The 26,638-nt window shown below is 34.5% G+C and carries 24 protein-coding genes and 1 riboswitch; of the genes, 19 read left to right on the top strand and 5 right to left on the bottom strand.

Annotated features, from left to right (window positions below; translation table 11 throughout):
• Window positions 1-573 (top strand): 2'-5' RNA ligase family protein (locus A6I66_RS15945; RefSeq protein ID WP_067151757.1); only part of this gene is annotated, 573 nt, incomplete at its 5' end.
• 37 nt (window positions 574-610) lie between these two features.
• On the opposite strand, the gene A6I66_RS15940 is transcribed toward A6I66_RS15945, so the two are convergent.
• The 4 genes from A6I66_RS15940 to A6I66_RS15925 all read right to left on the bottom strand — a co-directional run bounded on the left by A6I66_RS15940 (window position 611) and on the right by A6I66_RS15925 (window position 6,772).
• Window positions 611-2,455: a cation:proton antiporter gene (locus tag A6I66_RS15940; RefSeq protein WP_067151754.1), complete on the bottom strand. Its 1,845-nt coding sequence runs from the start codon at window positions 2,453-2,455 to the stop codon at window positions 611-613.
• A 189-nt stretch (window positions 2,456-2,644) separates the two neighbouring features.
• Entirely contained in the window at window positions 2,645-3,889 is a 1,245-nt protein-coding gene (locus A6I66_RS15935; protein ID WP_067151763.1) for a PepSY-associated TM helix domain-containing protein, read from the bottom strand.
• Between the two features lie 13 nt (window positions 3,890-3,902).
• Entirely contained in the window at window positions 3,903-6,254 is a 2,352-nt protein-coding gene (locus A6I66_RS15930) for a TonB-dependent receptor domain-containing protein (protein WP_067151766.1), read from the bottom strand.
• Window positions 6,255-6,400: 146 nt separating this feature from the next.
• Entirely contained in the window at window positions 6,401-6,772 is a 372-nt protein-coding gene (locus tag A6I66_RS15925; protein ID WP_169815747.1) for a hypothetical protein, read from the bottom strand.
• 412 nt (window positions 6,773-7,184) lie between these two features.
• Between A6I66_RS15925 and A6I66_RS15920 the strand changes: the two genes are divergently transcribed.
• From A6I66_RS15920 to A6I66_RS15835, 18 genes are all read left to right on the top strand, one after another.
• Window positions 7,185-8,048: an MBL fold metallo-hydrolase gene (locus A6I66_RS15920; RefSeq protein ID WP_067151748.1), complete on the top strand. Its 864-nt coding sequence runs from the start codon at window positions 7,185-7,187 to the stop codon at window positions 8,046-8,048.
• A gap of 31 nt (window positions 8,049-8,079) precedes the next feature.
• On the top strand, window positions 8,080-9,690 hold the full coding sequence (locus A6I66_RS15915) for a S8 family peptidase (RefSeq protein WP_067151746.1): 1,611 nt from the start codon (window positions 8,080-8,082) through the stop codon (window positions 9,688-9,690).
• A gap of 139 nt (window positions 9,691-9,829) precedes the next feature.
• Window positions 9,830-11,701, top strand: coding sequence for a M1 family metallopeptidase (locus A6I66_RS15910; protein ID WP_067151743.1), 1,872 nt, complete (start codon window positions 9,830-9,832; stop codon window positions 11,699-11,701).
• Between the two features lie 265 nt (window positions 11,702-11,966).
• Window positions 11,967-12,899 (top strand): trypsin inhibitor-like cysteine-rich domain-containing protein, encoded by a 933-nt coding sequence (locus A6I66_RS15905; protein WP_067151739.1) that lies wholly within the window; start codon window positions 11,967-11,969, stop codon window positions 12,897-12,899.
• On the top strand, window positions 12,862-13,557 hold the full coding sequence (locus A6I66_RS15900) for a hypothetical protein (RefSeq protein WP_157614268.1): 696 nt from the start codon (window positions 12,862-12,864) through the stop codon (window positions 13,555-13,557). The genes A6I66_RS15905 and A6I66_RS15900 overlap by 38 nt, the downstream gene beginning before the upstream one ends.
• A 196-nt stretch (window positions 13,558-13,753) precedes the next feature.
• Window positions 13,754-13,848: riboswitch (TPP riboswitch) on the top strand.
• 112 nt (window positions 13,849-13,960) lie between these two features.
• The gene (thiS, locus tag A6I66_RS15895; protein ID WP_102997157.1) at window positions 13,961-14,164 is read left to right on the top strand and encodes a sulfur carrier protein ThiS; all 204 of its coding nucleotides are present in this window, start codon (window positions 13,961-13,963) and stop codon (window positions 14,162-14,164) included.
• Window positions 14,165-14,267: 103 nt separating this feature from the next.
• Window positions 14,268-16,127 carry a phosphomethylpyrimidine synthase ThiC gene (gene thiC, locus A6I66_RS15890; protein ID WP_067151733.1) on the top strand — a complete coding sequence of 620 codons (1,860 nt, stop codon included), beginning with the start codon at window positions 14,268-14,270 and terminating at the stop codon, window positions 16,125-16,127.
• A 109-nt stretch (window positions 16,128-16,236) separates the two neighbouring features.
• Window positions 16,237-16,839, top strand: a complete 603-nt coding sequence (locus tag A6I66_RS15885; protein ID WP_067151730.1) for a thiamine phosphate synthase — start codon at window positions 16,237-16,239, stop codon at window positions 16,837-16,839.
• A 334-nt stretch (window positions 16,840-17,173) separates the two neighbouring features.
• Complete coding sequence (locus A6I66_RS15880; protein ID WP_067151727.1) at window positions 17,174-17,980, top strand: hydroxymethylpyrimidine/phosphomethylpyrimidine kinase; 807 nt, start codon at window positions 17,174-17,176, stop codon at window positions 17,978-17,980.
• A gap of 152 nt (window positions 17,981-18,132) precedes the next feature.
• Window positions 18,133-18,783, top strand: a complete 651-nt coding sequence (gene thiE / locus A6I66_RS15875; protein ID WP_067151725.1) for a thiamine phosphate synthase — start codon at window positions 18,133-18,135, stop codon at window positions 18,781-18,783.
• 51 nt (window positions 18,784-18,834) lie between these two features.
• Entirely contained in the window at window positions 18,835-19,605 is a 771-nt protein-coding gene (locus A6I66_RS15870) for a thiazole synthase (RefSeq protein WP_067151722.1), read from the top strand.
• A 36-nt stretch (window positions 19,606-19,641) separates the two neighbouring features.
• On the top strand, window positions 19,642-20,772 hold the full coding sequence (thiH, locus tag A6I66_RS15865; protein ID WP_084399741.1) for a 2-iminoacetate synthase ThiH: 1,131 nt from the start codon (window positions 19,642-19,644) through the stop codon (window positions 20,770-20,772).
• Between the two features lie 179 nt (window positions 20,773-20,951).
• Complete coding sequence (gene rnpA / locus A6I66_RS15860; RefSeq protein WP_067151716.1) at window positions 20,952-21,329, top strand: ribonuclease P protein component; 378 nt, start codon at window positions 20,952-20,954, stop codon at window positions 21,327-21,329.
• Window positions 21,330-21,337: 8 nt separating this feature from the next.
• Window positions 21,338-22,972 (top strand): S41 family peptidase, encoded by a 1,635-nt coding sequence (locus A6I66_RS15855; RefSeq protein WP_067151713.1) that lies wholly within the window; start codon window positions 21,338-21,340, stop codon window positions 22,970-22,972.
• 239 nt (window positions 22,973-23,211) lie between these two features.
• Window positions 23,212-24,072 carry an OmpA family protein gene (locus A6I66_RS15850; RefSeq protein ID WP_067151710.1) on the top strand — a complete coding sequence of 287 codons (861 nt, stop codon included), beginning with the start codon at window positions 23,212-23,214 and terminating at the stop codon, window positions 24,070-24,072.
• 74 nt (window positions 24,073-24,146) lie between these two features.
• Window positions 24,147-24,557: a Fur family transcriptional regulator gene (locus A6I66_RS15845; protein ID WP_067151707.1), complete on the top strand. Its 411-nt coding sequence runs from the start codon at window positions 24,147-24,149 to the stop codon at window positions 24,555-24,557.
• Between the two features lie 60 nt (window positions 24,558-24,617).
• Window positions 24,618-24,989, top strand: coding sequence for a DUF3703 domain-containing protein (locus A6I66_RS15840; protein WP_067151704.1), 372 nt, complete (start codon window positions 24,618-24,620; stop codon window positions 24,987-24,989).
• A gap of 8 nt (window positions 24,990-24,997) precedes the next feature.
• Window positions 24,998-25,792 carry a cation transporter gene (locus tag A6I66_RS15835; RefSeq protein WP_067151701.1) on the top strand — a complete coding sequence of 265 codons (795 nt, stop codon included), beginning with the start codon at window positions 24,998-25,000 and terminating at the stop codon, window positions 25,790-25,792.
• Window positions 25,793-25,810: 18 nt separating this feature from the next.
• On the opposite strand, the gene A6I66_RS15830 is transcribed toward A6I66_RS15835, so the two are convergent.
• Window positions 25,811-26,638, bottom strand: an 828-nt coding sequence (locus tag A6I66_RS15830) for a sugar phosphate isomerase/epimerase family protein (protein WP_067151698.1), incomplete at its 5' end; no start/stop codon positions are given.

Genomic DNA, 26,638 nt, shown 5'->3' with positions numbered 1-26,638 from the left:
TTTTTAGGGAAGGCTACACTACGACCACCAGAATCGGTTAAAACACAAATTCAAAAGTGTTTAAAAACCCTTGAAACTTTAGAACCTGCACAATATTATTACCCAAATTCTGATATCCATATAACAGTCATGTCTATCATTTCATGTTACAATGACTTCGATTTATCTAAAATAGATATTTCAAGATATGTGGATATTATAAAAAAATGTTTAGTACATAGCCAGGACATATCCATTCAATTCAAAGGATTAACGGCATCAAATTCCTGTATTATGCTACAAGGTTTTATGGATAATTCAGCATTAAATGACCTAAGAGACGAGTTAAGATCCGCCTTTAAAACGTCTGATTTAGAACAAAGCTTGGATAAACGTTATGCCATTCAAACGGCACATTCGACCGTAGTACGGTTTAAAAATAAAATACAAAATCCCGAAGCTCTTATAAAAGTCATTGAAACCTATGCTAACCATGATTTTGGAAGCTTTAAAGTTCAAAACTTTGAATTGGTATACAACGATTGGTATCAGCGTAAAAAATTCGTAAAAGTACTACACGAATTTAAAGTTTAAGATTTTGAAACAGCACAAAAAATATAAAAAACAAACATTACGCATTCGGCACCTTTTCGACATCGAAAGGTTTTCCTAAATACACCAATTTATAACCATTTTCAATGGTATCAATGTCCAAATTATAAGAAGAAATAATATGCAATTCACCTTCAGTATCTTTAATAAATAAAGGAATCATATCTTTATCCTTATTGGTTATTTTAATTAAATTTTGGTACTGTTCTTTATCTTCTAATTCTATTTCATTTATAGAAGGATGTCTACGTGATAAAGCATATAAGGTACTGTAATCATCTTTATGAGAGAATAGGCCTTCCTTAGGATTCTCACTCTCATCTAACATTTCTAAAGGTGTTACAAGTCTGAAAGCTCCATTTTCTCCAAAATCGCTGCTAAACTTACTAATCGCGTATTTATTGATATCGGAATTCCCCGTTAAAGCCATTAAATAACCCACATCGTTTAATTCAATATTATCCATTAAAGTATCGGAATAAATATTAGAGGTTAGCGCTTCCAATCCAAGTTCTTTTGCCTTTTCGATGTTTTTTTCATTACTATCAACAAGCACGACATGCCTACCGTTTTCGTATAAATAATGCCCTAAAAGACGTGATACTTTTGATGCTCCAATAATTAAAATACCATCAGATTTTTTAAGAAATACACCAACCAGTTTTGCGAATAAACGAGCGGTAGTCGCGTTAAGTAAAACAGTTCCTAGAACGACGGTAAATACTAAAGGGGTTATATACTCGGCACCTTCAACACCTTCCTTAATCAACTTACTACCAAAAAGCGAGGCAATACCAGCTGCAACAATACCGCGAGGCCCTACCCAACTAATGAATAATCGTTCGTTAATCGTTAAGCTAGAATTCATCGTACTTAAAAACACAGCTAATGGCCGTATTACAAAAACAATGCACAGGAATAACACAAGTGTTTTCCAATTGTAAAGTAACATTAAATCCTGATAATTAATATTGGCTGCTAGTAAAATAAATAAGATAGAAATCAATAAAACACTTAAAGATTCTTTGAAATAAAGCAATTCTTTAAGGTTTTTAAGCTTTCCGTTTCCTAAAACCATACCCATAACCACAACAGCTAATAACCCCGATTCGTGAGCAAATAGTTCCGATTCTACAAACACCAATAATACAGTGGATAAAGACACCACATTAAGCAAATAATGCGGAATCATTTTTTTATTAATCAAAAAGGCTAAGGCGTGGGCGAAGGTAAATCCGAAGGTAGTACCAAATAAAATAATTTTACCAAATTCAATTAAGGCCATTTTTGTGAACCCTACATGTCCTTCAACACTAATAAATTCAAAAACCAAAACGGCAACCAATGCACCAATAGGGTCAATTAAAATACCCTCCCACTTTAGTACGGCAGACACATCTTTTTTAAGAGGAATGTTTCGTAAAATAGGCGTTATAACCGTTGGACCAGTTACAATAATTAAACCTGCAAAAAGGAAAGATAATTCCCAACTTAAACCAAAAACTTCGTGAGCGAGTATACCAGAACCTATAAAAGTAATGGTTGCACCTATGGTTATCAACTTTGTAATAACCGGGCCTACGTTTTTAATCTCGGCGCGTTTAAGCGTTAAACCACCTTCAAAAAGAATAATACTAATAGCTAAGGATACAAAATAATAAAGACCATCTCCAGGGAAAAAGCCCTTTTTACCATTCCAAACAGGTTCAATCCATTTGGAACCATCGGCAGTAATAAACTCTGCAGCTATGGGCCCCACCAACAAGCCTATCAGGATTAGAGGTAAAATGGCAGGGATTTTAAATTTCCATGCTACCCATTGAGCCAATATGCCTAAAATTATAATTCCAGCGAGTTCTAACATACTTTAAAAATCGGTTTGAAGGCACTAATTTAAGTAAATCCGATGGTTTAAAGGTTTTAAACAATACTATCTTTCAACTTAAACAACTAATTTAACCTCTTTTTGACGCTAAAACCCAATAAAGCATTGGAAATGGTGTTGTATTTTCACCAAACCATAAACATAAATTACTTGAAATCTATTATGGTTTTAAGCCAGCTTGTTTTGTGTTTTTTTCTTCCTTATAAACTCCACAACTATTATCGCAATAACACTCAATCCGAATAACGGAAGAATAACCCCTAATAATACAATGAGTGCGACAATTCCATAACCAACATTAAATTTAGCAGGTACTTTTGGAGTACCCCATTTGCCTGTTTCTTTACGTTTTAAATACGACAATAAAGCGGCAAAGGCAACAAAGGCCAATAATAGCGCTACACAAAGCATTAAAATCCAGTTCCAGAGTCCAAACTGTCCTTGATGAAAAGCCATAAACCACATACGGCCACGCATTAAAACACCAACATCTTCCCAGTTATGATTTACCAATTGTTCGCCCGAATATTGATCGAAATGAAAACACTTTTGAGCCCCTAAATCGAATGTCGAATTATAAATGCTATAAACGCCCTTGGGGCTGCTAGGCAAACCAATGCTTACCTCGCCTTTCAAATCCATTGACTTAGCTAGCGCCACCATTTTATCTAATGAAATGGGTTCCCCTTTTACATCAGATTTTAATGCTCTAGCATCCCAGGTTTTTGGAAATCCGGTATTGGTGGCATCTTGCAACCACTTAAAATTGGAACCAAAAACGTCGGTCCATGGCATGCCTCCAGCCAAAGTCATTAATAATAAAATAGAAATCCAGAAACCTAAAACCGCATGTAAATCTCTAAACAATGTGCGTTTTCCTTGGCTAAAACGAATTCTAAAAAAGCATTTAACACCTTCCTTTTTAGTTGGCCAAAACACATAAATACCTGTAATAATTAAAACAAATATCCAACTGGCAATAAGCTCGATTATCTTGGTTCCAAATTTTCCTAAAAGTAACTCGCCATGTAGTTTTCTAACGGTATGCATGTTGGAGTCTTTCGGACTGATATTTCCAGTTACCACACCTTTATACGGATTCACATAAGCATTGTTTTTATGAGAAAACATGCCAGATGAAAACTCAGTAGCCTGTGTAGCTTCCGTGGGAATTACCATAGAATTTGGAGCTTTGTGCAAGGCTTCTTTTGCCAATTGCCATTGTTCTTGAAACGGGATGGCTTCACCTTCAACCTGAACCTTTTTTATAGGGGCCTGTTTAGGTGCATCATAATTATCTTTAAACAAATAAATCCCGCCTGTAACAGCTAATAAGATTACAAAAGGTAAGGCTATTATTCCAGCAATAAAATGCCATTTCCAAAGCCATTGATTTAATTTTCTATTTTTCATAGCTGCTGTTTTATTAAAAATTGTAATTAACACCTAAATGAAAGGCTCTTGGATTACCAATGGTATAATTGTTTTGGTTTGCATACCTATTGTAGCTGGCATAGGTTGCGTATAAATCATCAAACACATTTAAAACATGTCCCCAGATTTCAAAATTCTTATATCTATAAGCGATAAGCACATCTATAATATCATGACCACCGTAGGTTGCTGTGCTAAAAGTACCATCGCCATTATCAATTTGGTTCTCATAACTTGTGTTGTACTTACTAACCAACTCTTGAGTTGCCGTTAGCGTTAAACCTTTAATAAAATGAGGTTTATAGATTATTTTATTAGTTCCAATAAAGCTTGGTGCCGATTGCCTATCGGTTCCTGAATAATCGATTAAAGAATTTCCAGATCTATCATAAAAACGCACATATTTATGCTTGGCGAAACTTCCGTTAAAACTAAAGGTTAAACTGTTAATTGGCGTGTAATTAAGTCCGTATTCTAATCCGTAAGAACTCGTTTTTCCTGCATTAGCATTAAAAAATTCGCCGGTATCGGTCGTGTTTGTAACTAGTGTATTTCTACCGTCTAACAGATATAAAGCCATATCAACTTTTAATTGATTAGCGATACTAAAATAGGTTCCTATTTCATAATTATTATAAGCGCTAGGTTTTAAATCGAATACCACGCCTCCAACGCCAACAAGACTATTTCGGTATAAAGATGTTGTTTGCGGAGGTGTAAATCCGTTTGAATAATTGGCATACAAACCTAAATTTCTAGACAGATTATAATTGGCTCCAATTTTAGGCGATAGGTTGTTATAATTGTTTTTAGAATCTTGTGGCCCTGCAATATTATCAACTAAATTATTATAGCTGTAATTAAAACCATCATAACGTAATGCGGCTGTTAATTTTAGTTTTTCTAACGGATTAATTTCATATTGAAAATAACCAGCATAGTTAAGTATATCAGCATCATAATTAAGAATATAATCACCAGAATTTAAGGTAAAATCTATGTTTTGTCCTGTGTTAACATCCACCTTAACGGCAATGGTTTCAGCTTGATAATGTTGCGGAGAAAAATCCGCGGAAGCGCCAAAAATTAATGACGAATTCGCAAAATTGAAATCCATTTTATGTTGTAACAAACCCACATAACTGTTAAAATAATTACTATTAACCTCGCCAACCCCTAAGCCTGTTAATTGACCGTTTTCACGGAATTGTGTTATACGATACGACGGATTTTGGCTGGTTTCATTCCTTCTAAATATGAAGTTAACAGCTGTTTTATTTTTAGCATTCCATTGTTTATCCAACGTACTTCTAAAGCGAAAAGCAAAAACCACACGCTCGGTAAAATTTTGATCGCTTTCATAGTTGCCTCCCGAATAATCGGATTCGCTTAAAGACCCCGACATATCCGATCGATAATCGACCACATCAAACACATTCGTCCAGTTTAAATTATCGGAAATATGATTTACATTTTTAAAGGTTAAGGCAAATTTTTCATAATCGCTGTGCTGTATTGGTCCGTCTTTTCGTTGAATATATTGTGTTCCTAAATAAAAACCCACATCGTCATTGGCATATTTAGCCAACTCCAAATTATAACGGGTTAAGCCCATATCGTTAATTTGAAAACCAACATCGCCCGTAAAATCTTGCGTCGGGTTTTTAGTTAAAAAGTTAAAACTCCCACCAATAGCTTCGCTTCCGTAAATACTCGATGCAGGCCCTTTTAAAACCTCAATTCTATCAAAAGCAACATCGTTCATTTCCAATAGGGCGTTATGATTAAAAACCGCCGTTGGTCGAATGGGTAAACCGTCTTCAACATACAAAAACAACGATCTTGTGGAAATTGGAGAACGCACCGACATTAAATGCTGCTCGTTGCCAGACATTCTAGACGTAGACATATTAACCCCAGGCACATCGTTTACCAATTGGTCAATGCCAAAAGCTTTAGATTCGGCAATGTCTTGCGAAGAAATAACCGAAATAGATGCCGGTACTTCCTTTCTTTGCTGCTTTTCTCTACTTGCAGAAATAACGACTTCGTCTAAAAGTTCATCGTTTTCGGTAAGTGTAATTATATTTTTAGTTTCTGAAAGCGTTTTGGTTACGGTTAAAAACCCCATGAATTTTACAATAACCGTAGGATTATTGTTAAGATTTATGGTGAAATCGCCGTTACCATCTGAAATAACCGCAAGGTTGGTATTTGTTTTTGATTGAATGGTTGCTCCTGTTAAAGGTTGATTATTTGCATCAACAATTTTTCCTGCATACGTGTTTTGAGCGTACGCAGATAAACTTGCTAAAACTATAGCAAGCATTAATAAATGTTTCATCTGTTTTTTAATTTTAGATGTGCCATTTTCACCCATGCTTATTTAAATACGCAGGTGTGAAACACAGCCGTATAAAAGTTTAATGTATAGCCATAACAACCTAGTTTAATAGGTTATTAAAAAATGTGGTTCGTTAAAAAAGACGATTAAACTTGTGGAGGAAGATCGGGTTGATCTCTAAAAACAGCATTATGAGAAGTTTTATAATGCCAGTAGTTTATACGGTTAGCATTATTTTTATAAAATGTAATGGGTTGTGCTTCTTGGAAGTAAACAGGAATAAAGGTTTCAAACAAAAAGCTTAAATATGAATTCTCGTCTTGAGGATTTGTATTTGCTGCCAACTGCGTGGCTAAGTGACACTTACCGTTACATTTAAATTCTGGCTTTTCCTTATTAACACAATAAGTTTCAATAATATAATCGATATTTAATTCGTAATACGCAACACAACCCATATTATAAAAAGGTCGTAATGCCAATACAAAAAATAATAAATATGAAAAATATACCTTCACTTAAAATGAAACCGTTTTAAGGAAACCAAAAATAAATCAAAAAAATCTTACTTAAGTATTAATTTTATAAAAATTAAATTTTATAAAACGAATTACGTTTTACCGAATTTTTCTGTGAATCCCTAATTTTTATCAGATACCTGAAACCTATGTTTAGAATAGAAAAATTTAGCCCAAAGTATGCCTAGATTTAATTTTACAGAGCGAATACCAAGGCTTCTTTCTTTTATAATTAATAAGAAAACTGAACAGCATTATTTAACCCCAAAATGAATTATGATCAATTTTAGAATCTATTATTAGTTAGATTCATGAAAATTGAAAGTATAATTACACTTTGAGGCTATTTTAATCTTAATAAATTCTTAACATTTAAACACTTTGTTAATAGATTTGTTAGTTTTGTTCACTTATGACCTTATATCCAATAAATACGGGTAATTTTAAACTTGATGGAGGCGCCATGTTTGGAGTTGTTCCGAAGTCCATTTGGCAACGTACCAATCCTTCTGATGCTCATAATATGATCGATTTATCGGCAAGATGCCTACTTATAGAAGACGGAGACCGCTTGATATTAATTGATAACGGCATGGGAAATAAACAATCAGATAAATTTTTTGGTTATTACTACATGTGGGGTGATTTTAGTTTAGATAGCTCCTTAAAACAATACGGATTTCATCGTGACGATGTTACCGATGTTTTTCTAACACATTTACATTTCGACCATTGCGGGGGCAGTATCCAGTGGAATAAAGATAAAACAGGCTATGAACCAGCCTTTAAAAACGCTCATTTTTGGACTAATGAAGATCATTGGCAATGGGCAACACAGCCCAATCGCCGCGAAAAAGCCTCTTTCTTAAAGGAAAACATCCTGCCCATGGAAGAAAGCGGACAATTAAAATTTACCGCACTCCCTGAAAATGATTTCCTTAAGAATTCAGCACTGGGTTTCGATATCTTTTTTGCAAATGGGCACACCGATAAGCAAATGATTCCTATGATAACATATCAGGATAAGACCATTGCGTTTATGGCCGATCTTTTACCTACAGTAGGGCATTTACCGCTACCCTACGTTATGGGCTACGACACCAGACCTTTGCTTACCATGGATGAAAAAGAAAATTTTCTAAACATGGCTGCCGATAAAAACCTATATCTGTTTTTAGAGCACGATGCACATAATGAAATTATAACCGTACAACATACCGAAAAAGGTGTGCGATTAAAAGACACCTTTACCACAAAACAAATAATTAACAATTAATATCATAACACAATTAATAAAAAAGGTAACTATGAAAACCATTAAAACAATAGCAACTTCAGCCTTTGCAGCTGTATTACTTTCTGGCTGTGGCGGATCAAGTATTGTTTCTACACCCCCTGAAAATATAGATTCTTCACCTTTAAAAGTTTCAGAACTTACCGAAGCCGAAGCTCACAATTGGGGACATTTAGATCTTGTTAAAGATACCATCCCTGGAATGAGTGTAGATCGCGCTTACGCGGAATTAATTAAAAATAAAAAAGGAAAAAAAGTAATCGTTGCTGTTATCGATTCTGGAATTGATATCGACCATGAAGATTTAAACGAAATTCTTTGGACTAATGAAGATGAAATTCCTGGAAACGGCATTGACGACGATAAAAATGGTTATGTTGATGATATTCATGGTTGGAATTTCTTAGGAAAAGGTTACGATGAGCAATTAGAGTTTGTAAGAATTCTGGTAAAAGGCGATAAAAACGATCCTGATTACGCTAGAGCTGAAGCTGAATACGAAAAAGAATACCCTACTTGGGAAACGAGAAAAAAACAATACGACCAATATTTACAATTGGTTTCTAATGCTAATGCCGCTTTAAAAGCCCATTTTGGAAAAGATGATTACACCAAAGATGAGGTGAAAAACTTAGTTACTAGTGACGAGACATTATCGCAAGCTAAACAAATAGCAATGGGAATGTATGGTAACGGATTAGAGTCTTTAGATATCGCTGAAAAAGAAATGAAAAGTGCTGTTGAAAGCATTAATGAAAGACTAAACTACAATTTAAATAAAGATTTTCATGGTCGTGTAAATGGTGATGATCCTGACGATTTTTCTACCAAGTATTACGGTGATGCCAATGTAAAACCTGTAAAGAAATCTGAAAGCCACGGTACGCACGTAGCCGGAATTATTGCTGCTGGCCGTAATAACGGTAAAGGCGCAAATGGTGTTGCTAACAATGTGGAACTTATGAGTGTAAGAGTTGTGCCAAACGGTGATGAATATGATAAAGATGTCGCGTTATCTATTCGTTATGCTGTAGATAACGGTGCAAAAGTTATTAACGGAAGTTTTGGAAAAAGCTTTTCTCCTCACGCTGATATCGTGAGAGAAGCCATTGCTTACGCTGCTAAAAACGATGTCATATTTGTTCATGCCGCTGGAAATGATAGTAAGGATGTTGATACAGAACCTAACTTCCCAGATGATAATGTAAACGGTAAAGAAATTTCAGATAGTTATATTAGAGTAGGTGCCTTAGCGCCTTCTTACGGTTCTAAAATGGTTGCTGGTTTTTCAAATTACGGTAAGCAAAATGTAGACGTTTTCGCTCCTGGTGCTAGTGTTTATTCAACCACACCAGAAAACGAATACGATACTAAAGGAGGAACTTCTATGGCTGCCCCTGCAGTAGCTGGAGTAGCCGCTTTGATACGCTCTTACTACCCGAATTTATCTTCTTCTGAAGTAAAACAAATTATTTTAGATTCTGGTTTAGCTATCAACAGAAAAGTTATTGTTGGAGGTGACACTTCAGATGTTAGACCTTTTGCAGATTTAAGTAAATCTGGTAGAATGGTTAATGCTTATAATGCTTTAATTATGGCTGCTAAAATGGCTGCTGCTAAGTAATTATTGTAATAACACTAAATAAATATTAAAGATGCCTGTTGAACATTATCGAATGCTGTTCTAATTTTAATAACACGTCGATTATGTTCAATAGGCATTTCTATTATATTAAAAAATAATTTCTTTTATTCTATTACTTATGAACCGCTTTCTCCTCACTGTTTTTTGTGTAGTATGCTTTGTTTCATGTAAATCTACACCACAAACAACAGCAGTACAACCCGAAAAAACAGCTTCAAAACAAGCGCCTTTAAAACCATCAAAAGTAAATGGTCCACGATTAACTTCGTATTGGCAACAACATGTCGATTACACGATGGATATTGATATGGATGTAAACACCTATCAATACAAAGGGACGCAAAAGTTGGTGTACACCAACAATTCACCCGACGTTTTAAACAAAGTGTTTTATCATTTATACCCTAACGCTTTTCAGCCTGGTAGCGAAATGGATGTACGTTCACACAACATCCCCGATGCCGATGGCAGAGTTAAAGATCGTATTGGTAAATTAAAACCTAATGAAATAGGTTACATTAAGGTAAATTCACTTAAGCAAAACGGTACTACAATTAAACATGAAACCGTTGGTACTGTTTTAGAAGTACAACTCGCTAAACCTATTCAACCAGGTGAAAGTGTCACTTTTGATATGGTTTTTGATGCTCAAGTTCCTGTTCAAATTCGTCGTTCAGGACGAAATAACAAGGAAGGTGTTGCCCTATCCATGACACAATGGTACCCTAAGTTAGCCGAATACGATTATGAAGGATGGCACGCCGACCCCTACATAGGACGTGAGTTTTATGGTGTTTGGGGCGATTTTGATGTGACACTTCATATTGATAAAAATTATGTGGTTGGCGGTACCGGTTATCTACAAAATCCGAATGAAGTGGGTTATGGTTACGAAACAGGAACTGTTAAGCGACCAAATTCTAATAAATTAACCTGGCATTTTAAAGCACCAAATGTACACGATTTTACTTGGGCAGCCGACCCAGAATACAAGCATGATACCATGCAAGTGCCTAATGGTCCTTTACTACACTTTTTATATAAAAGTAAAATGCCAAAGGATAAATTAGAAAACTGGAAGAATCTTCAACCAAAATCAGTGGAACTTATGCAGTTTTATAGTGAACATATTGGTAATTATCCTTACGATCAATACTCTATCATTCAGGGTGGCGATGGCGGAATGGAATACGCTATGTGTACTCTAATTCTTGGAGAAGGTAATTTTGAAGGTTTATTTGGTGTTACAGCACATGAAATGGCGCACTCTTGGTTTCAATTTTTATTAGCCACTAATGAATTAACTAATTATTGGATGGACGAAGGGTTTACTCAGTATTTTGGGAAATTGGCAGAAGATAAAATAAATGATATTTCATTCGAAAAATCTACCAAACAAACCTACGATGTGTATACTTATTATGTAAATTCTGGTACAGAGCAACCTTTAACGACTCAGGCAGACCGTTTTCACCTCAACCGTTCTTCTTCCATTTCTGCATATTATAAAGGATATATCTTTTTAAATCAATTGGCTTATATCATCGGACAAGAAAACTTAGAAACCACCATAAAAGAATACTTTAATAATTGGGCCTTTAAACACCCAAATCGTGTTGATTTTATTCGCATTGCTGAAAAAGTTTCAGGCTTAGAATTGGAATGGTATCTCACCGATTGGACAGGTACTACAAACACTATAGATTACGGTGTTAAATCTGTGGAAGGCAACACCATCACTTTAGAACGTATCGGGTTAATGCCTATGCCTATAGATGTAAGCGTAACTTATACCGACGGAACCATTCAAGATTTTTACATTCCATTACAAATGATGCGTGGTGAAAAACCAACTACTGCAACGACATTAAATGATTGGGCTTGGGCCTATCCAACTTACAGTTTTAAAACACCTAAAACCGTAAAAAGTGTTACTATTGACCCAAAACAAATGATGGCCGATATAAATAAAGAAAATAACGAAAACTAGAAATTAGTACTCTTAACTTTTTAAGCCCTTTTGAGAAATCGAAAGGGCTTTTTTGTGGATAATTAATTGTATCTACCTTGAAAACAAATATTTTAAGATGTAAAAGTTTATATGTATGTTTGTTACATAGGTAGTAAAATAAAACAAAATAGTTGTTTTTAACTACAAAAAAGATATTAATCCAACTCAATGAAAAAATTTTTACTCAAAACCTATTTAAGAACTTCAGTTCTAATAATAGGTTTTACGTTATTATTCGTAAAGTGTGAAACAAGCACCAACCAGTCCTGACTCAAATGGTAATTGTCCAGGAGGTTCTGAAAAGGATCCAATAACCGGTCAATGTATTTCTACCTGTTCAGACGGCAAATATTTCAACGGTTTAAGTTGCGAGTGTCCTAATGGCCAAATTGAAGATGATAACGGGAAATGTATAAATATGGAGGATTTTAAAATTGACAATAACTTAACAAATCCTTGTGCAAAAGATATTTTTACTCAGTTGGAAATTGAGATGATAAAAAAAGACTTACTACAAAAATTAATGTTTCCCAATAAAAACATTAAACTAACTTTTTCGGAAGAAATCCTAAAACTTTTTAATGATTCTAAGATTTTTAAATTATCCATACAAAATAATAATTCACTAGACAATAATGTAAATGCAAGTACTAATGGCGCTTCAATTACTTTAAATGATTCTTATTTAAGAAACGCTACTCAACTTTCTATTACAAGGACAATAATTCATGAAATAGTACATGCTTATCTAAACCTTAGATATAATAACTATATGTCCTTGGATAAAGGTATAGATTTTAAAAACAAAATGGAAGATTTTGCTAAAGACAATGGATATAAACCGAATGGGACACCTACTGAAAAAAACAGGTTTCAACATGAATTTATGGGCCAATTTGTGAGCGCTATTGCTATTTCATTAGCGAATTGGGATGTAAAATATGGTACAGGTGGTATTAAAATTAAAGATTCAAGTGGAGATAATATTTTAGACTGGACATATTATAAAAATTTAGCATATGGAGGTCTTTATTATAATGATTCTAATAACAAACAAATAGAAACCGATACTTTTATTTCCTTAGTCCCAAATTTAAATGACAGAAACAAAATTAAAAATATATTAATGAATGAACAAGATGGCAACCACAGCTCGAAGGGCACAGAATGTAATTAAACTATTTATTTATATCGGCATATTTTATAGCAATGCATACGCACAAAATCAACCCAAAGGTAAATTCTGTGAAGAATATGAAATTAAAGATTACGGGGCATGTATAACATTAAAACCTGATAACACATTTGTACATAGTTTTGGCGGAGACATGGGTACAGAAGCTCATGGAAAAGGAGAATATAATTTTATAGACAATAAATTAATTCTCAACTATAATAAGACAGAACCTGTAAAAACAGGATATCATCTATCTAAAATATGGACAAACAATAAAAATACTATTACTGTAAATTTTAAGTTTTTCGATTTTGACAGTATTCCCGTTCCTAATGTAAACGTCTTTTATAAAGATAGTTTATCTAAACAAGGTTATGGTGGTGGCGTTGCAAGTGAAAAGGGAGTTCTTTCTTTAAATCTAAAAAAAGATAAAACATTTTTAAAGTTAAAAATGACTAATATTGGTTATTCCCCATACGAATTAAGTATTGATAAAAATTACAATTATGTTATTTCTGTATATCTACAAAAAGTTGGAAAAGGATTACCAATACTAAATCAAATAGATACTTTAATAATACACAAAAAAAGACCTAAATATTTTACTGTTAGAAATAAAAATGGGTCAATAACGACTTGGAAAAAATCAGAAAACTAGATGTAGGAGCCTTTATTTCTTCAGCTTCATTTAAAAACTACTTCAAGTCTGTTGGATCAGAAAATGATTAATCATTTTTCAAAAACGATGACAAAATATATAAAAAAGTATTATAAGTATCCTCACTATTTCTAAATCACAAAAAAGAAACGGACCTACCTTTTAAACCCTATTCATTTTTTTAATATCTTCGCAAAGTAAACTTTAGGGGTGTTCGTTAAATCGAACTGAGAAAAACCCTTTGAACCTGATGCGGTTAGTACCGCCGAAGGGAAAAGTTGAAAAGCACACTGCCATATGTGTTTACAAACCTTTTCATTTTAGTGCCAACATGCGCACTTTCTTTTCAAAGCCCATTTTTCTCGACCCTTCAAAATTTACAGCATAATTAAATATTCTGTTTATGATTAAAATACGGGTTAACGAGAAAATTTTAGAGGTTGCTAAAGACTTCAATATTCTTCAATTACTAGAAAAATTAAACACGTCGCAAAATGGTATCGCGGTTGCCATAAACAGCGCCATTATTTCACGTGATTCTTGGGCTTCGCAAAATTTTTCCGAAAACGATAATATTCTCATTATACAGGCTACACAGGGCGGGTAAGAGCCCCTTAATCCCAAAACGAGAAAATTAAACGCTTTAAAATCATATTAAAAATAACCACTCTTTATTTGCCCTTCGGGCTTAGGAGGAAAACAAAATAACAATGAAAAACAAAGACACGGCTCCAAAAGAAGGTCAAATTACAAGAAAGCCTTTTCCAAATTCGAAAAAGATTTACGTATCAGGAAAAATTCATCCGCAAATTAAAGTAGCGATGCGTGAAATTTCTTTAAGCGATACTACTGATTCGATGACCAAAAAGAAAACGCCTAACGAACCAGTAACAGTTTACGATACTTCTGGTCCATACACCGATCCTAATAAAGAAATTAACGTTCATAACGGTATTGAACGTATTAGAGAACAGTGGATTTTAGACCGTGGCGATGTGGAAGAATTAGATGCTTTTACTTCTAAATATTGTAACGAACGTTTAAACGACAAAAGTTTGGACCACATGCGTTTTGATTTAAAACACAAACCAAAACGTGCCAAAAAAGGTAAAAATGTGACGCAGTTACACTATGCTAAACAAGGCATCATCACGCCAGAAATGGAATATATCGCCATTCGTGAAAATCAGCGTATCGATGAAATGACCGAAATAAGAAAGCAGCACAAAGGAGAACACTTTGGTGCCGCTATTCCAGAAAAAATTACACCAGAATTTGTACGTTCGGAAGTTGCTAGAGGTCGTGCCGTTATACCTTCAAACATCAATCACCCAGAAGCTGAACCTATGATTTTAGGTCGTAACTTCTTAGTAAAAATAAACGCTAATATTGGAAACTCAGCCACCACCTCATCTATTGAAGAAGAGGTAGAAAAAGCCGTTTGGGCTTGCCGTTGGGGTGCCGATAATATCATGGATTTATCAACCGGACAAAACATTCATGAAACTCGTGAGTGGATCGTGCGTAACTCACCAGTTCCAGTTGGTACCGTGCCTATTTACCAAGCTTTAGAAAAAGTAAATGGCGTTGCCGAAGATTTAACTTGGGAAATTTTCCGTGATACCTTAATAGAACAAGCCGAGCAAGGTGTCGATTATTTCACCATCCACGCTGGGGTATTGTTACGTTATGTACCAATGACGGCCAATCGTGTTACTGGTATCGTTTCTCGTGGTGGTTCCATCATGGCTAAATGGTGTTTGGCGCATCATAAAGAAAGTTTCTTATACACACATTTCGAAGAGATTTGCGAAATTTTAAAATCTTACGATGTTGCCTTTTCATTAGGTGATGGTTTACGTCCAGGATCGATTGCCGATGCGAATGATGAAGCACAATTTGCCGAATTAGAAACACTTGGTGAGCTTACACAAATTGCACGTAAGCACGAAGTTCAGTGCTTTATTGAAGGTCCAGGTCACGTACCAATGCACATGATTAAGGAAAACATGGAAAAGCAAATTGAAGTTTGCGACGAAGCTCCTTTTTACACCTTAGGTCCTTTAACGACTGATATTGCTCCAGGTTACGATCACATCACTTCCGGTATAGGAGCTGCGATGATTGGTTGGTTTGGTTGCGCGATGTTATGTTATGTAACGCCAAAAGAACACTTAGGTTTACCTAATAAAGAAGACGTTCGTGTTGGTGTGGTCACTTATAAATTAGCGGCCCACGCTGCCGATTTAGCCAAAGGACATCCAGGCGCACAACACCGTGATAACGCTTTAAGTATGGCGCGTTTCGAGTTCCGTTGGGAAGACCAGTTTAACTTAGGTTTAGACCCTGAGCGTGCTTTAGAATATCACGATGAAACCCTGCCTGCCGATGGCGCTAAAGTGGCGCATTTCTGTTCGATGTGCGGACCAAAATTCTGCTCGATGAAAATTTCACAAGAGGTTCGCGATTTCGCTGCCGAAAATGATATTGTCGATAACGAAGTGATCCAAAAAGGCATGGAAGAGAAATCTCAAGAATTTAAAGAAAAAGGTTCAGAGGTTTATCTTTAATAATATTAGGAAGTTCCCACGCTTTTGAAAAAAAAAGCGTGGTCGGGCTTTCCGCTATATCTTTTGCAAAAAAGCAAAAGGATGCCGCTTCAATCCCTAACTCGAAAACATGATAGTCGTTATAGCTCCAGAAAATGATATCCCAAACGAAATTGAAATACTACATCAGCTATTTCAAGAAGGATTACAATATTATCATTTAAGAAAACCAAGTAAAAATTACGAGCAATACGTGAACTACTTAAATCAAATTGACAAAAAATATCACAATAGGGTAGTCGTGCACCATTTTCATGAGTTGGTTAATGCATTTGAACTAAAGGGGATTCATTTTCAGGAACAAAAAAGAAGGGATCATATCGATAATCCAGGGCAGTACTTTAAAAACTTAAATATGTTTGGAAAAACCATTAGTGCTTCCTTTCATGATCCTGAAGAACTAGAAAATTGTTATTTCGAATTCGATTATCATTTATTAAGTCCTGTATTTTCATCCATATCAAAACCAGGGTATGAAGGCCGAAAATTTGATGTCAATCACATCGATAAAACTATCGTAGGCATGGGTGGTGTCACGACAAAAAACCTCAACGAATTTGAAAGATTAGGTTTTAAAGGCGTAGGTGTTTTAGGAGGTATTTGGCAAAGTCAGGATCCTATTAAAAGTTTTAAAACCTTGTATCATTTAAAATACACAAATGGTAATCAATAACTTGCAAAATCAAGAAAATTAATAAGTAGGATTTTTATGTTAAAAAAATCACGTATTTTCGCTGACTTTAAACAAAAGATTACAGAAAAATTATTTTCTCAATGGTTGGTATTCCTAATTTACAACCTGGTTGTTAATAGCTTGTTAAGCTTAAATGATAGCATAAAAAATCTGAAATTCGATAATATAAAACACTTAACCTATGAACTAGAATCTGCAATAAAACAAAGGATACAACTCTCCCCAAATCCATATAAATCATACCAAAAAAGTATGTTTATATACCTAAATATCCTAAGCTGCTATTATCAACATAACTAAACTAATTTATAGTATGAAAACTAACTACACCACACTTACTACAAATGGTACCTCGTTATTTGATAATTGCATATTAAGTATTGCAGGCCACGACCCTTCTGGAGGGGCAGGAATTACTTCAGACATCAAAACTTTTGAAGCCCATGGCTTCTATGGCTTATCAACTTGTAGCGCCATCACCATTCAAAATGATATTGATTTTAAACAATGTATTTGGACGGACCCAAAGGTTATTTTAAATCAAATTGAAACCCTTTTCGAACGTTTTAATATTTCAGTTGTAAAAATTGGAATTATTGAAAATTGGCAGACTTTATCTCTAATTTTAGATAAACTGCATCTGCTAAACCCAAAAATTAAAGTGGTTTTAGACCCCGTAATTAAGGCAAGTTCGGGCTTCGATTTCCATTTTAAGGAAAGTCAAGAGCTACTTGAAAAAATTTGGAAACAATGTTATATCATTACTCCAAATTACGATGAAATTAAAGCGCTTTATCCGGAATTTACTGTTAAACAAACCATTAAGCACATCTCAAATTACACTAAAATCTACTTAAAAGGCGGACACCGTCAAGATAAAAAAGGATGGGATGAATTGTATTACGACACTATCGAGGCTATTGAAATTTTTCCTATTTACAACACGATTTACGAAAAGCATGGTAGTGGCTGCGTGTTATCATCGAGTTTAGCTTGTAATATCGCTGCCGGTTTTCCATTAAAAGACGCTGCTATAAACGCTAAAATATATATTGAAACCTATTTACGTAGCAGTGAAAGCCTTTTAGGAACACACAAAATGAATGTCGCGGTGGTTTAAGAGTAAAATATAAGCTATTAAGTAGAGTTTTGAAACATTAAAAAAATAAATTGAATTAAAAGAAGTAAGTAAAGCATGAGTCAACCAAGTGAAATGATGATTAAATGAAGTACATATGACACCACTTAACTTCAATACCATATAATAAACACATGATTCCAAAACTACACTACATATCGCAAGGAAGTTCACCTAAAACACATCTGGAGAACATCCAACAGGCTTGTCAATCGGGAGCAGAACTGGTTCAATTGCGTTTAAAAAATTATTCAGAAAAGAAAATTTTAAAAGCTGCAGAAGAAGCGCGTGACATTACAGCCCATTTTCAAACCCGGCTAATAATTAACGACCATTATAAAATAGCTAAAACGGTAAAAGCTGATGGGGTCCATTTAGGAAAATCGGATGCTGATCCAGAAACCGTTAGAAAATCGTTGTATTCATGGCAAATTGTTGGAGGCACAGCCAATACCCTTGACGATTGCGAGAGTTTAATCAACAAAAAAGTAGATTATATAGGTTTAGGCCCATTTAGATTCACCGAAACTAAAGAAAATTTGAGTCCGATTTTAGGGCTTTCGGGTTACCAAAGTATTATTGAAAGTCTAAACTCAGAAACACCCATAATTGCCATAGGAGGTATTACCATAAATGATATTCCAGAGTTGCTAAAAACAGGCATCCATGGTATAGCCGCTTCGGGAGAAATTACCAAAGCCTTCACTAACATTGGAAAAATAAATAAACTTCTTAGAAGTGAAAACGATTTGGTAGAACAAGTTTGGAAACCAGGGGAGAAGTAAGGTTTTATAAATCTTCTACTCCTAAAACATCTCAAAAAAAGAAAAAGAAAAATGAAAGATACATTACAAATAGCCGATAAAACCTTCACCTCACGATTGTTTACTGGCACCGGAAAATTTAGTAATACGAGTTTAATGCGCGATAGTATTTTAGCTTCAGAAAGTGAACTGGTAACCGTGGCTTTAAAACGCGTTGACATAGATAACGAGTCGGATGATATGCTGGTGCATTTAAAAGAAAACCACATTAACTTACTACCAAATACCTCGGGTGTTAGAACTGCCAAAGAAGCTGTTTTTGCTGCACAATTAGCACGGGAAGCTTTAAAAACCAATTGGGTAAAATTAGAAATTCATCCTGACCCCAAATATTTATTACCAGATCCTATAGAAACCTTAAAAGCTGCTGAAGAGTTAGTGAAATTAGGTTTTGTAGTCATGCCTTATATTCATGCCGATCCTGTGCTATGCAAGCGTTTAGAAGAAGTGGGCGTACAATGCGTAATGCCTTTAGGCGCACCAATTGGCAGTAATAAAGGTTTAAAGACAAACGATTTTTTAGAAATCATCATTGAGCAAAGCAATGTTCCTGTTATTGTAGATGCTGGTATTGGCGCCCCATCGCATGCGGCATTCGCTATGGAATTAGGTGCTGATGCCGTTTTAGTTAATACTGCCATCGCCGTTTCTCAAAACCCTATAGCCATGGGTAAAGCCTTCAAAATGGCTGTAGAAGCTGGTAGAATGGCTTATAATGCAAAATTAGCGCCTGTTAAAAAACACGCGGAAGCTAGTAGCCCATTAACATCATTTCTTAGTTAAAAGAAAGCTTAAAAAATTACAAGTCTAAAACAAAACATGCAAAATACATTCAGAAATACATTCGACAAATACGACTGGGACACCTTAGAACATGACATATACGGGTTTTCTGAAGCTGATGTGAAAAGCGTATTGGCAAAGGATAAAATAACTTTAGACGATTTTAAAGTGCTTATTTCGCCTGCTGCTACGCCGTTTTTAGAGCAAATGGCTCAACGTAGCCATGAGCTCACTAAAAAGCGATTTGGGAATACCATCCAGATGTATATCCCCATGTATTTATCGAATGAATGCCAAAATATATGTACGTACTGCGGATTTAGTATGACCAATAAAATTCCGCGTAAAACCTTAAGTGATGCCGAAATTTTGAAAGAAGTCGCTCACATAAAAAGTTTAGGTTACGATCATATTTTATTGGTTACTGGTGAAGCTAATAGAACCGTTGGAGTCTCCTATTTAAAACATGCCATCGCCCTTATTAGAAAACATTTTTCAAACATCAGCATTGAAGTTCAGCCTTTAGATCAAGAAGAATACGAAACGCTCATTACCGAAGGTTTATATGCCGTTTTGGTATATCAAGAAACCTATCACGAAGCGACTTACAAAATACATCATCCGAAAGGAAAAAAATCAAATTTTAATTACCGTTTGGACACCCCTGATCGCTTAGGGAAAGCAGGTATTCACAAAATTGGATTAGGGGCCTTATTCGGATTAGAAGATTGGCGTGTTGATAGTTTTTATACCGCACTGCATTTAAAATACCTTCAAAAAACGTATTGGAAAACAAAATATTCGATTTCATTTCCACGATTACGTCCGCATCAAGGAGAGGTGCAACCTAAAGTTGAAATGACCGATAAAGATTTAGTGCAACTCATTTGTGCATATCGTTTGTTGGATGAAGATGTCGAACTATCCATGTCTACTCGCGAAAGTGAAACCTTTAGAAATCACATCATCAAATTAGGGATTACCTCAATAAGTGCCGAATCTAAAACCAACCCCGGTGGTTATGCCGTAGAACCGCAATCATTAGAGCAATTTGAAATTTCTGATGAACGTTCTACCGATGCTATTAAGGACATGATTCAATCGCAGGGTTACGAAGTGGTTTGGAAAGATTGGGATAGGAGTTATGTGAATTCAAATTTAGAATAGGAAGCTAAAATTTAATGTCACATATTGCTAGAGGTAGGCTCCTTAATGTGACCCTGAAACAAGTTCAGGGTGACGTTTTATACCAATTATGCACGCTCAAAATTTTTATAGTGCTGCAATGAGATAATTTATAAGCAATTTTTTAATTTCATTACCTTTGAAGCTTTAAAACACACCCATTGAGCTTCACTTTTAGTAAAAAAGAAAAACTTAAAAGCAAAAAACGCATCGAGCAATTATTTGCTGAAGGAAAGTCGGTTTCGGCCTATCCCTTACGCTTGGTTTTTATGCCATGCCAATTCGAAGAAAATACCTTGGCACAGACCGGTATATCGGTAAGCAAACGTCATTTTAAATTGGCTGTAGATAGAAATCGTATAAAACGTTTGATGAGAGAAGCTTATCGCCTAAACAAAGCCACTTATTTTAACAATTTAAGTCAGCCCTATGCGTTTATGATTTTGTACATTGGTAAAGACAAACCAAAATTTGATTATATAGAAAAACGCATGCAGCTTCTGTTTGAAAAATTTAGAAGTCATATTTCTGAAAAATAATAGTTTACATGAAAAAAATCTTTAGTAAAAAAGTTATAATTCCAGTTGTAGTTGGTGTTGTATTTTTAACGACATCGGCATTTAAAAATGATTTTTTTGAAATAGCGAAACAAATAGAAATTTTCACCACTTTATTCAAGGAACTCAACATGAATTATGTGGATGAAACCAATCCTGGGGCGCTTATGGACACGGCTATTAAAAGCATGCTAGCCGATTTAGATCCCTACACCAACTTTATGAACGAACAGGATGTTGAAGCTGCTAGAATTAATAATACAGGTGATTATACAGGTATTGGCGCACGTATAAAAACGCTAAAAGATAAACTTCTGGTTATCGAACCTTATAAAGATTATCCAGCAGATAAAGCTGGCTTAAAACCAGGTGATGAAATCATTAAAATAGGAAATACGGTAGTTGCTAATTACGAAGATCATGCTGGCGATTTATTAAAAGGAACTTCAGATTCATCGGTTGAAGTAACCTATTTACGCCAAGGAAAAACACACACAGCCACTATAAAACGTGCCGAGGTAGATATTAAAGCAGTTCCGCATTTTTCAATGGTAAACGATCAAACCGGGTACATTGTTTTAACCCGTTTTAATAACAAAGCTTACACAGAAACCAATTACGCTTTACGTGATTTAAAAGCTCAAGGTGCTAAAAAAATCATTTTAGATTTACGAGGAAACCCAGGCGGATTACTTAATGAGGCCATTAAAATTGTAAATCTATTTGTTCCAAAAGGGCAATTGGTGGTTACCACAAAATCGAAAGTAAAAGAGTATAACAGAACTTACATTACTCAAAATCAGCCCATAGATACCGAAATACCTTTAGTAGTCTTAATCGATGGTGCCAGTGCCTCTGCAAGTGAAATCGTATCAGGCGCGTTACAAGATTTGGATCGTGCCGTTATTGTAGGCTCTAGAAGTTTTGGAAAAGGTTTAGTTCAACGTCCTAAACAACTTACTTATGGCACTCAAGTTAAAATTACCATTTCAAGGTATTACACCCCATCAGGCCGCTGCATTCAGTCTTTAGATTATTGGAATAGAAACGAAAAAGGGGAGGCGGTACGTGTAAAAAAAGAAAACTATCATGAATTTAAAACTAAAAACGGACGAAAAGTTTTTGATGGAGGAGGGGTATTACCCGATGTGGCTTTAGGCGCTACAAAAAACGCAACCATTACCAAGGCTATTCATGACAGTGATTTTATCTTTAATTACGCGGTGAATTATTACTACAATCATGATATCAAGGATATTAATAGTTTCAGCTTAACAGACAAAGATTTTGCAGGTTTTAAAAGTTATTTAAAAACCAATAATTTTTCATTTGAAACCGAAACAGAAAAAGACTTGAAAAAAGCTTTTGAAACCGCTAAAAAAGAAGATTTAAACGACAATATTGAAAAAGAGTACAATGCGCTAATAAATCACTTAAACACTTCTAAAAACACGGTTATAGACGAAAATAAAGACTATTTACTAGAATTATTAACCGAGGACATTGTGAAATGCTACGTGTATCGTGAAGGCTTATATGATTATTATAAAATTCATGATACTGAAATTAAAAAAGCAACTGAAATATTAAGTAATTCTACAACTTACCAAAGTTATTTAAGGTAGTTGAGAAGTTCAAGCTTTAGGCTATATGCATTACGCGCTTTAGAGCAACCTCACAACATACTTTGTAACGATCTTTATATATTATTAGCTATAAGCCTTATGCATAAAGCTTAAAGCATATTACATACAGTCAAATATCATCATTTCTTCCCGTTCATCTATAAAAAATTCAGATGCCCTAGCTTCTTGCTATTTATAAATTAAAAATATTATATTTATATCGCTTATGACTTCCTACTATGACTAAATTATTGGTATTCTTATTAATAACACTCCAGTGTATCTGTGCTTTTTCGCAACAAGCACTGACACATGAAGTGTATTTTGAGACTGATAAATACGATGTTCCTAGTACCGAAGAAAACCGCTTACTACTCTTCATTTCCACCTTAAATGATATCCAAATAGAATCCATTTCTATATTCGGATTTTGTGACGATCGCGGTGCCGATAATTACAATTTAATCCTTTCTCAACAACGTGCTGATGCCATAAAAAGCATATTTTCAAACAATGAAATAAGCGAAAGTTTAATTACCAATGTGGATGGCAAAGGAAAAATTTTACTCAGAATTGTAAAAGAAGAAGATATCTTAAAAATTCGAGGATTAAACCGAAAAGTTGAAATTATCGTAGAACCTAAACTTCCAGAGCCAGAACCTATTGAAGAAGTTAAAATTCTGAATGAGGAAAAAGAAAAAACCATCATTGAACAGATTAAAGAAGGTAAAAAAGGTGATAAAATAGTATTTAGTACTATTCTCTTTAAAACTGGTGAAGTTACTATTAACGCCGAATCTCAGCGTAATCTTGAAGAGATAGCCGATGCACTTGTAGCCCGTAAGGACATTTATTTCACCATTCAAGGCCATGTATGTTGCACACAAAACACCCGTGATGCTGTAGATCGAAAAACAAAAAAACGTAACCTTTCTGAAGCCCGTGCCGAATTTGTTTATAACTACTTTGCAAAAAAAGGGGTGAGTAAAAAACGCATGAGACACTTAGGTATGCGCAGGAAATTTCCGTTAGGCGGTGATCCTAAATTTGACAGACGCGTTGAAATTGTAATCACCTATGTAGACGATCAAGTAAAATAAGACTTTTAGAAAGCTTATAATTTGGTTCTAAGGCATACCAAAAAATAATCTCAATTAAAACATAGTTTGGTAGAATGCAAACCGTCGATGAAATCCTAAGAATAAAAAAAGTAAAGATTACTGCTGTACGAACCGTAGTTTTACGTCACCTTTTAAGTCAAGAAAAAGCCCAATCGTTAAAGGATATCGAAAACGCATTAGTACATACAGACAGAAGCTCTATTTTTAGGACTTTAAAAACGTTTGAGGAGAACAAAGTTATACACAGTATAGAAGATGGTTCAGGTATGGTAAAATATGCGGTTTGCGCCAAAGGCTGTAACTGTGAACCAAAAGACTTACACTACCATTTTTATTGTAATAACTGCAACAAAACATTTTGTCTTTTTGACGTTCCTTTTCAAAACATAGAACTTCCCGAAAACTTCAAAATACAACAAGCCAATATGGTTATAAAAGGATTATGTAGCGACTGCAACCATTAATCTTTGCAATTAAGTTGCAGCAAAAGGTATATACATTTGTTCTATCATAAAAGGGATATTATGAAACTATATACATCTATACCAAAGGAATTAAAACCATATTTCAAAGCTGAATTAGAAAAATACAAAGCTGAAAAAACACTAGGAAACTTAAAAAACTCCTGGAATCATTTGGAACGCGCGCATATTATTGGGCAAAAATATCCTTTCGCACATACTTTAGTTCATTGGGAAATGCTAAAATTCGGACTTAAAATTAAAAGTAGAAAAGAAATACTAGGTCAGATACCAAGACTATTTTTTGGCGGTATTAAATCCTTTGTTGGAAAAATTCCAATCGGTAATCCCGGAGGAGCAAATGTCCCTGCTTTAAAACCATTTCCAATAGACAAAGAATTACAAGATATTTTTATCAGTGCTGGTATTCAATAAAAATAACTATGAAAAAAACGATATTTGAAATATCAAAAATGGATTGTCCATCTGAAGAAAATCTAATTCGAATGAAATTGGATGAGTTTTCCAATATTTTAAATTTAGACTTTGATATTCCAAATCGAAAATTAACCATTTTTCACAGTGGAGAAATTGACCAAATTGAAAACTCGGTTTTAGAACTGAATTTAGGAGGAAAAAAAATATCAACCGAACAATCCGACCGAACTGAATTTAAGGAAGATGCAAGCCAGAAAAAGCTACTTTGGTCTGTACTTTTCATAAATTTAGCCTTTTTCGTAATTGAAATGATTACAGGAATCATTTCAAAATCTATGGGACTCGTTGCCGACAGTTTGGATATGCTTGCCGATAGTTTTGTTTACGGCATTAGCTTGATTGCGGTTGGTGGTACTTTAATAAAGAAAAAACGTATTGCTAAACTTGCGGGATATTTTCAAATATTACTAGCCATTATTGGATTTGTAGAAGTATTAAGAAGGTTTTTTGGAGACGAAAAACTACCCGATTTTTCAACTATGATTATAGTTTCGATTTTTGCCCTTATCGCAAACGGAATTTGTCTTTACATTTTACAAAAATCAAAGAGCAAAGAAGAGGCACATATGAAAGCAAGTATGATTTTCACATCAAACGATGTGATTATCAATTTAGGGGTCATAATTGCCGGAGTTTTGGTTAATTGGTGGCACTCAAATAAACCAGATTTAATTATAGGAACAATCGTTTTTATACTCGTAATTCAAGGTGCCATTCGCATTTTAAAATTAAGTAAGTGATTTATAAAATACTATTCATTACAGATCATTTTCATCAATTAATCGTTCATTTATTCGCTCTACTCCCGCCATATTTCTTTGTAAAACAACTTCTACATCTTCGGTTTTAATATGACCTAAAATGCCCCAAGGGCCGTAATAACCTTCATCTAACAGAGTTTTAATCATATCGTACTCATAATCACCTTCACCAATCGTTAATATTTTAGGACCATCTTTTCGTAATCCATTTAAATTAACATAAGTTAAATAAGGTTTTATTTTTTTTAAGATCCTTGGATAATCATCTAAATAATCGTGAGCATGATGAAAATTATACACCATCTTTAAATCATATTCTGGTAGTTTTTTAATGATGTCAACCTGATTATCGGGATTTCCAAACCAGCCATGATGGTTGTATAATGCGATATCACATCCGATTTCATCAGCTTTTTCCTTTACAAATTTGATATATGAGATGGCGCGATTTAAAGCCTCTTCTTGCGATAAGTTTTCAAAATAATTATCACTAAAACTCAACCATATTTCTGGTTTATTATCAATTAATTTGAGCTTATAAAATAACTGTTCATTTAAAGCACTTAATTTTCCGATGCTATCTCTTTTAGCATTTAACCACAAAAAAATGGATACAATTTCTAAATCATTGGCTTTAGCAAGAGCAAATTCTTCTTCGATATAGGATAAATGATTTTCTTTCCAATTGTAACCATATTTAGAAAACCCCATGGCTTTTAACATGGCTATACGTTCCTTAGGTTGTCGCTCTAGAGAATCGAACGACACGATACACCAAGGGGATATGTCTTCAATATGAATCTGCTTTGTATACTTTGAACTGTA

Origin of the sequence: Pseudotamlana agarivorans (genome assembly GCF_001642835.1) — a bacterium.
GTDB lineage: Bacteria > Bacteroidota > Bacteroidia > Flavobacteriales > Flavobacteriaceae > Pseudotamlana > Pseudotamlana agarivorans.
Note: the sequence above shows the minus strand (reverse complement) of the source record. Positions and strands in the feature narration are given on the sequence as shown.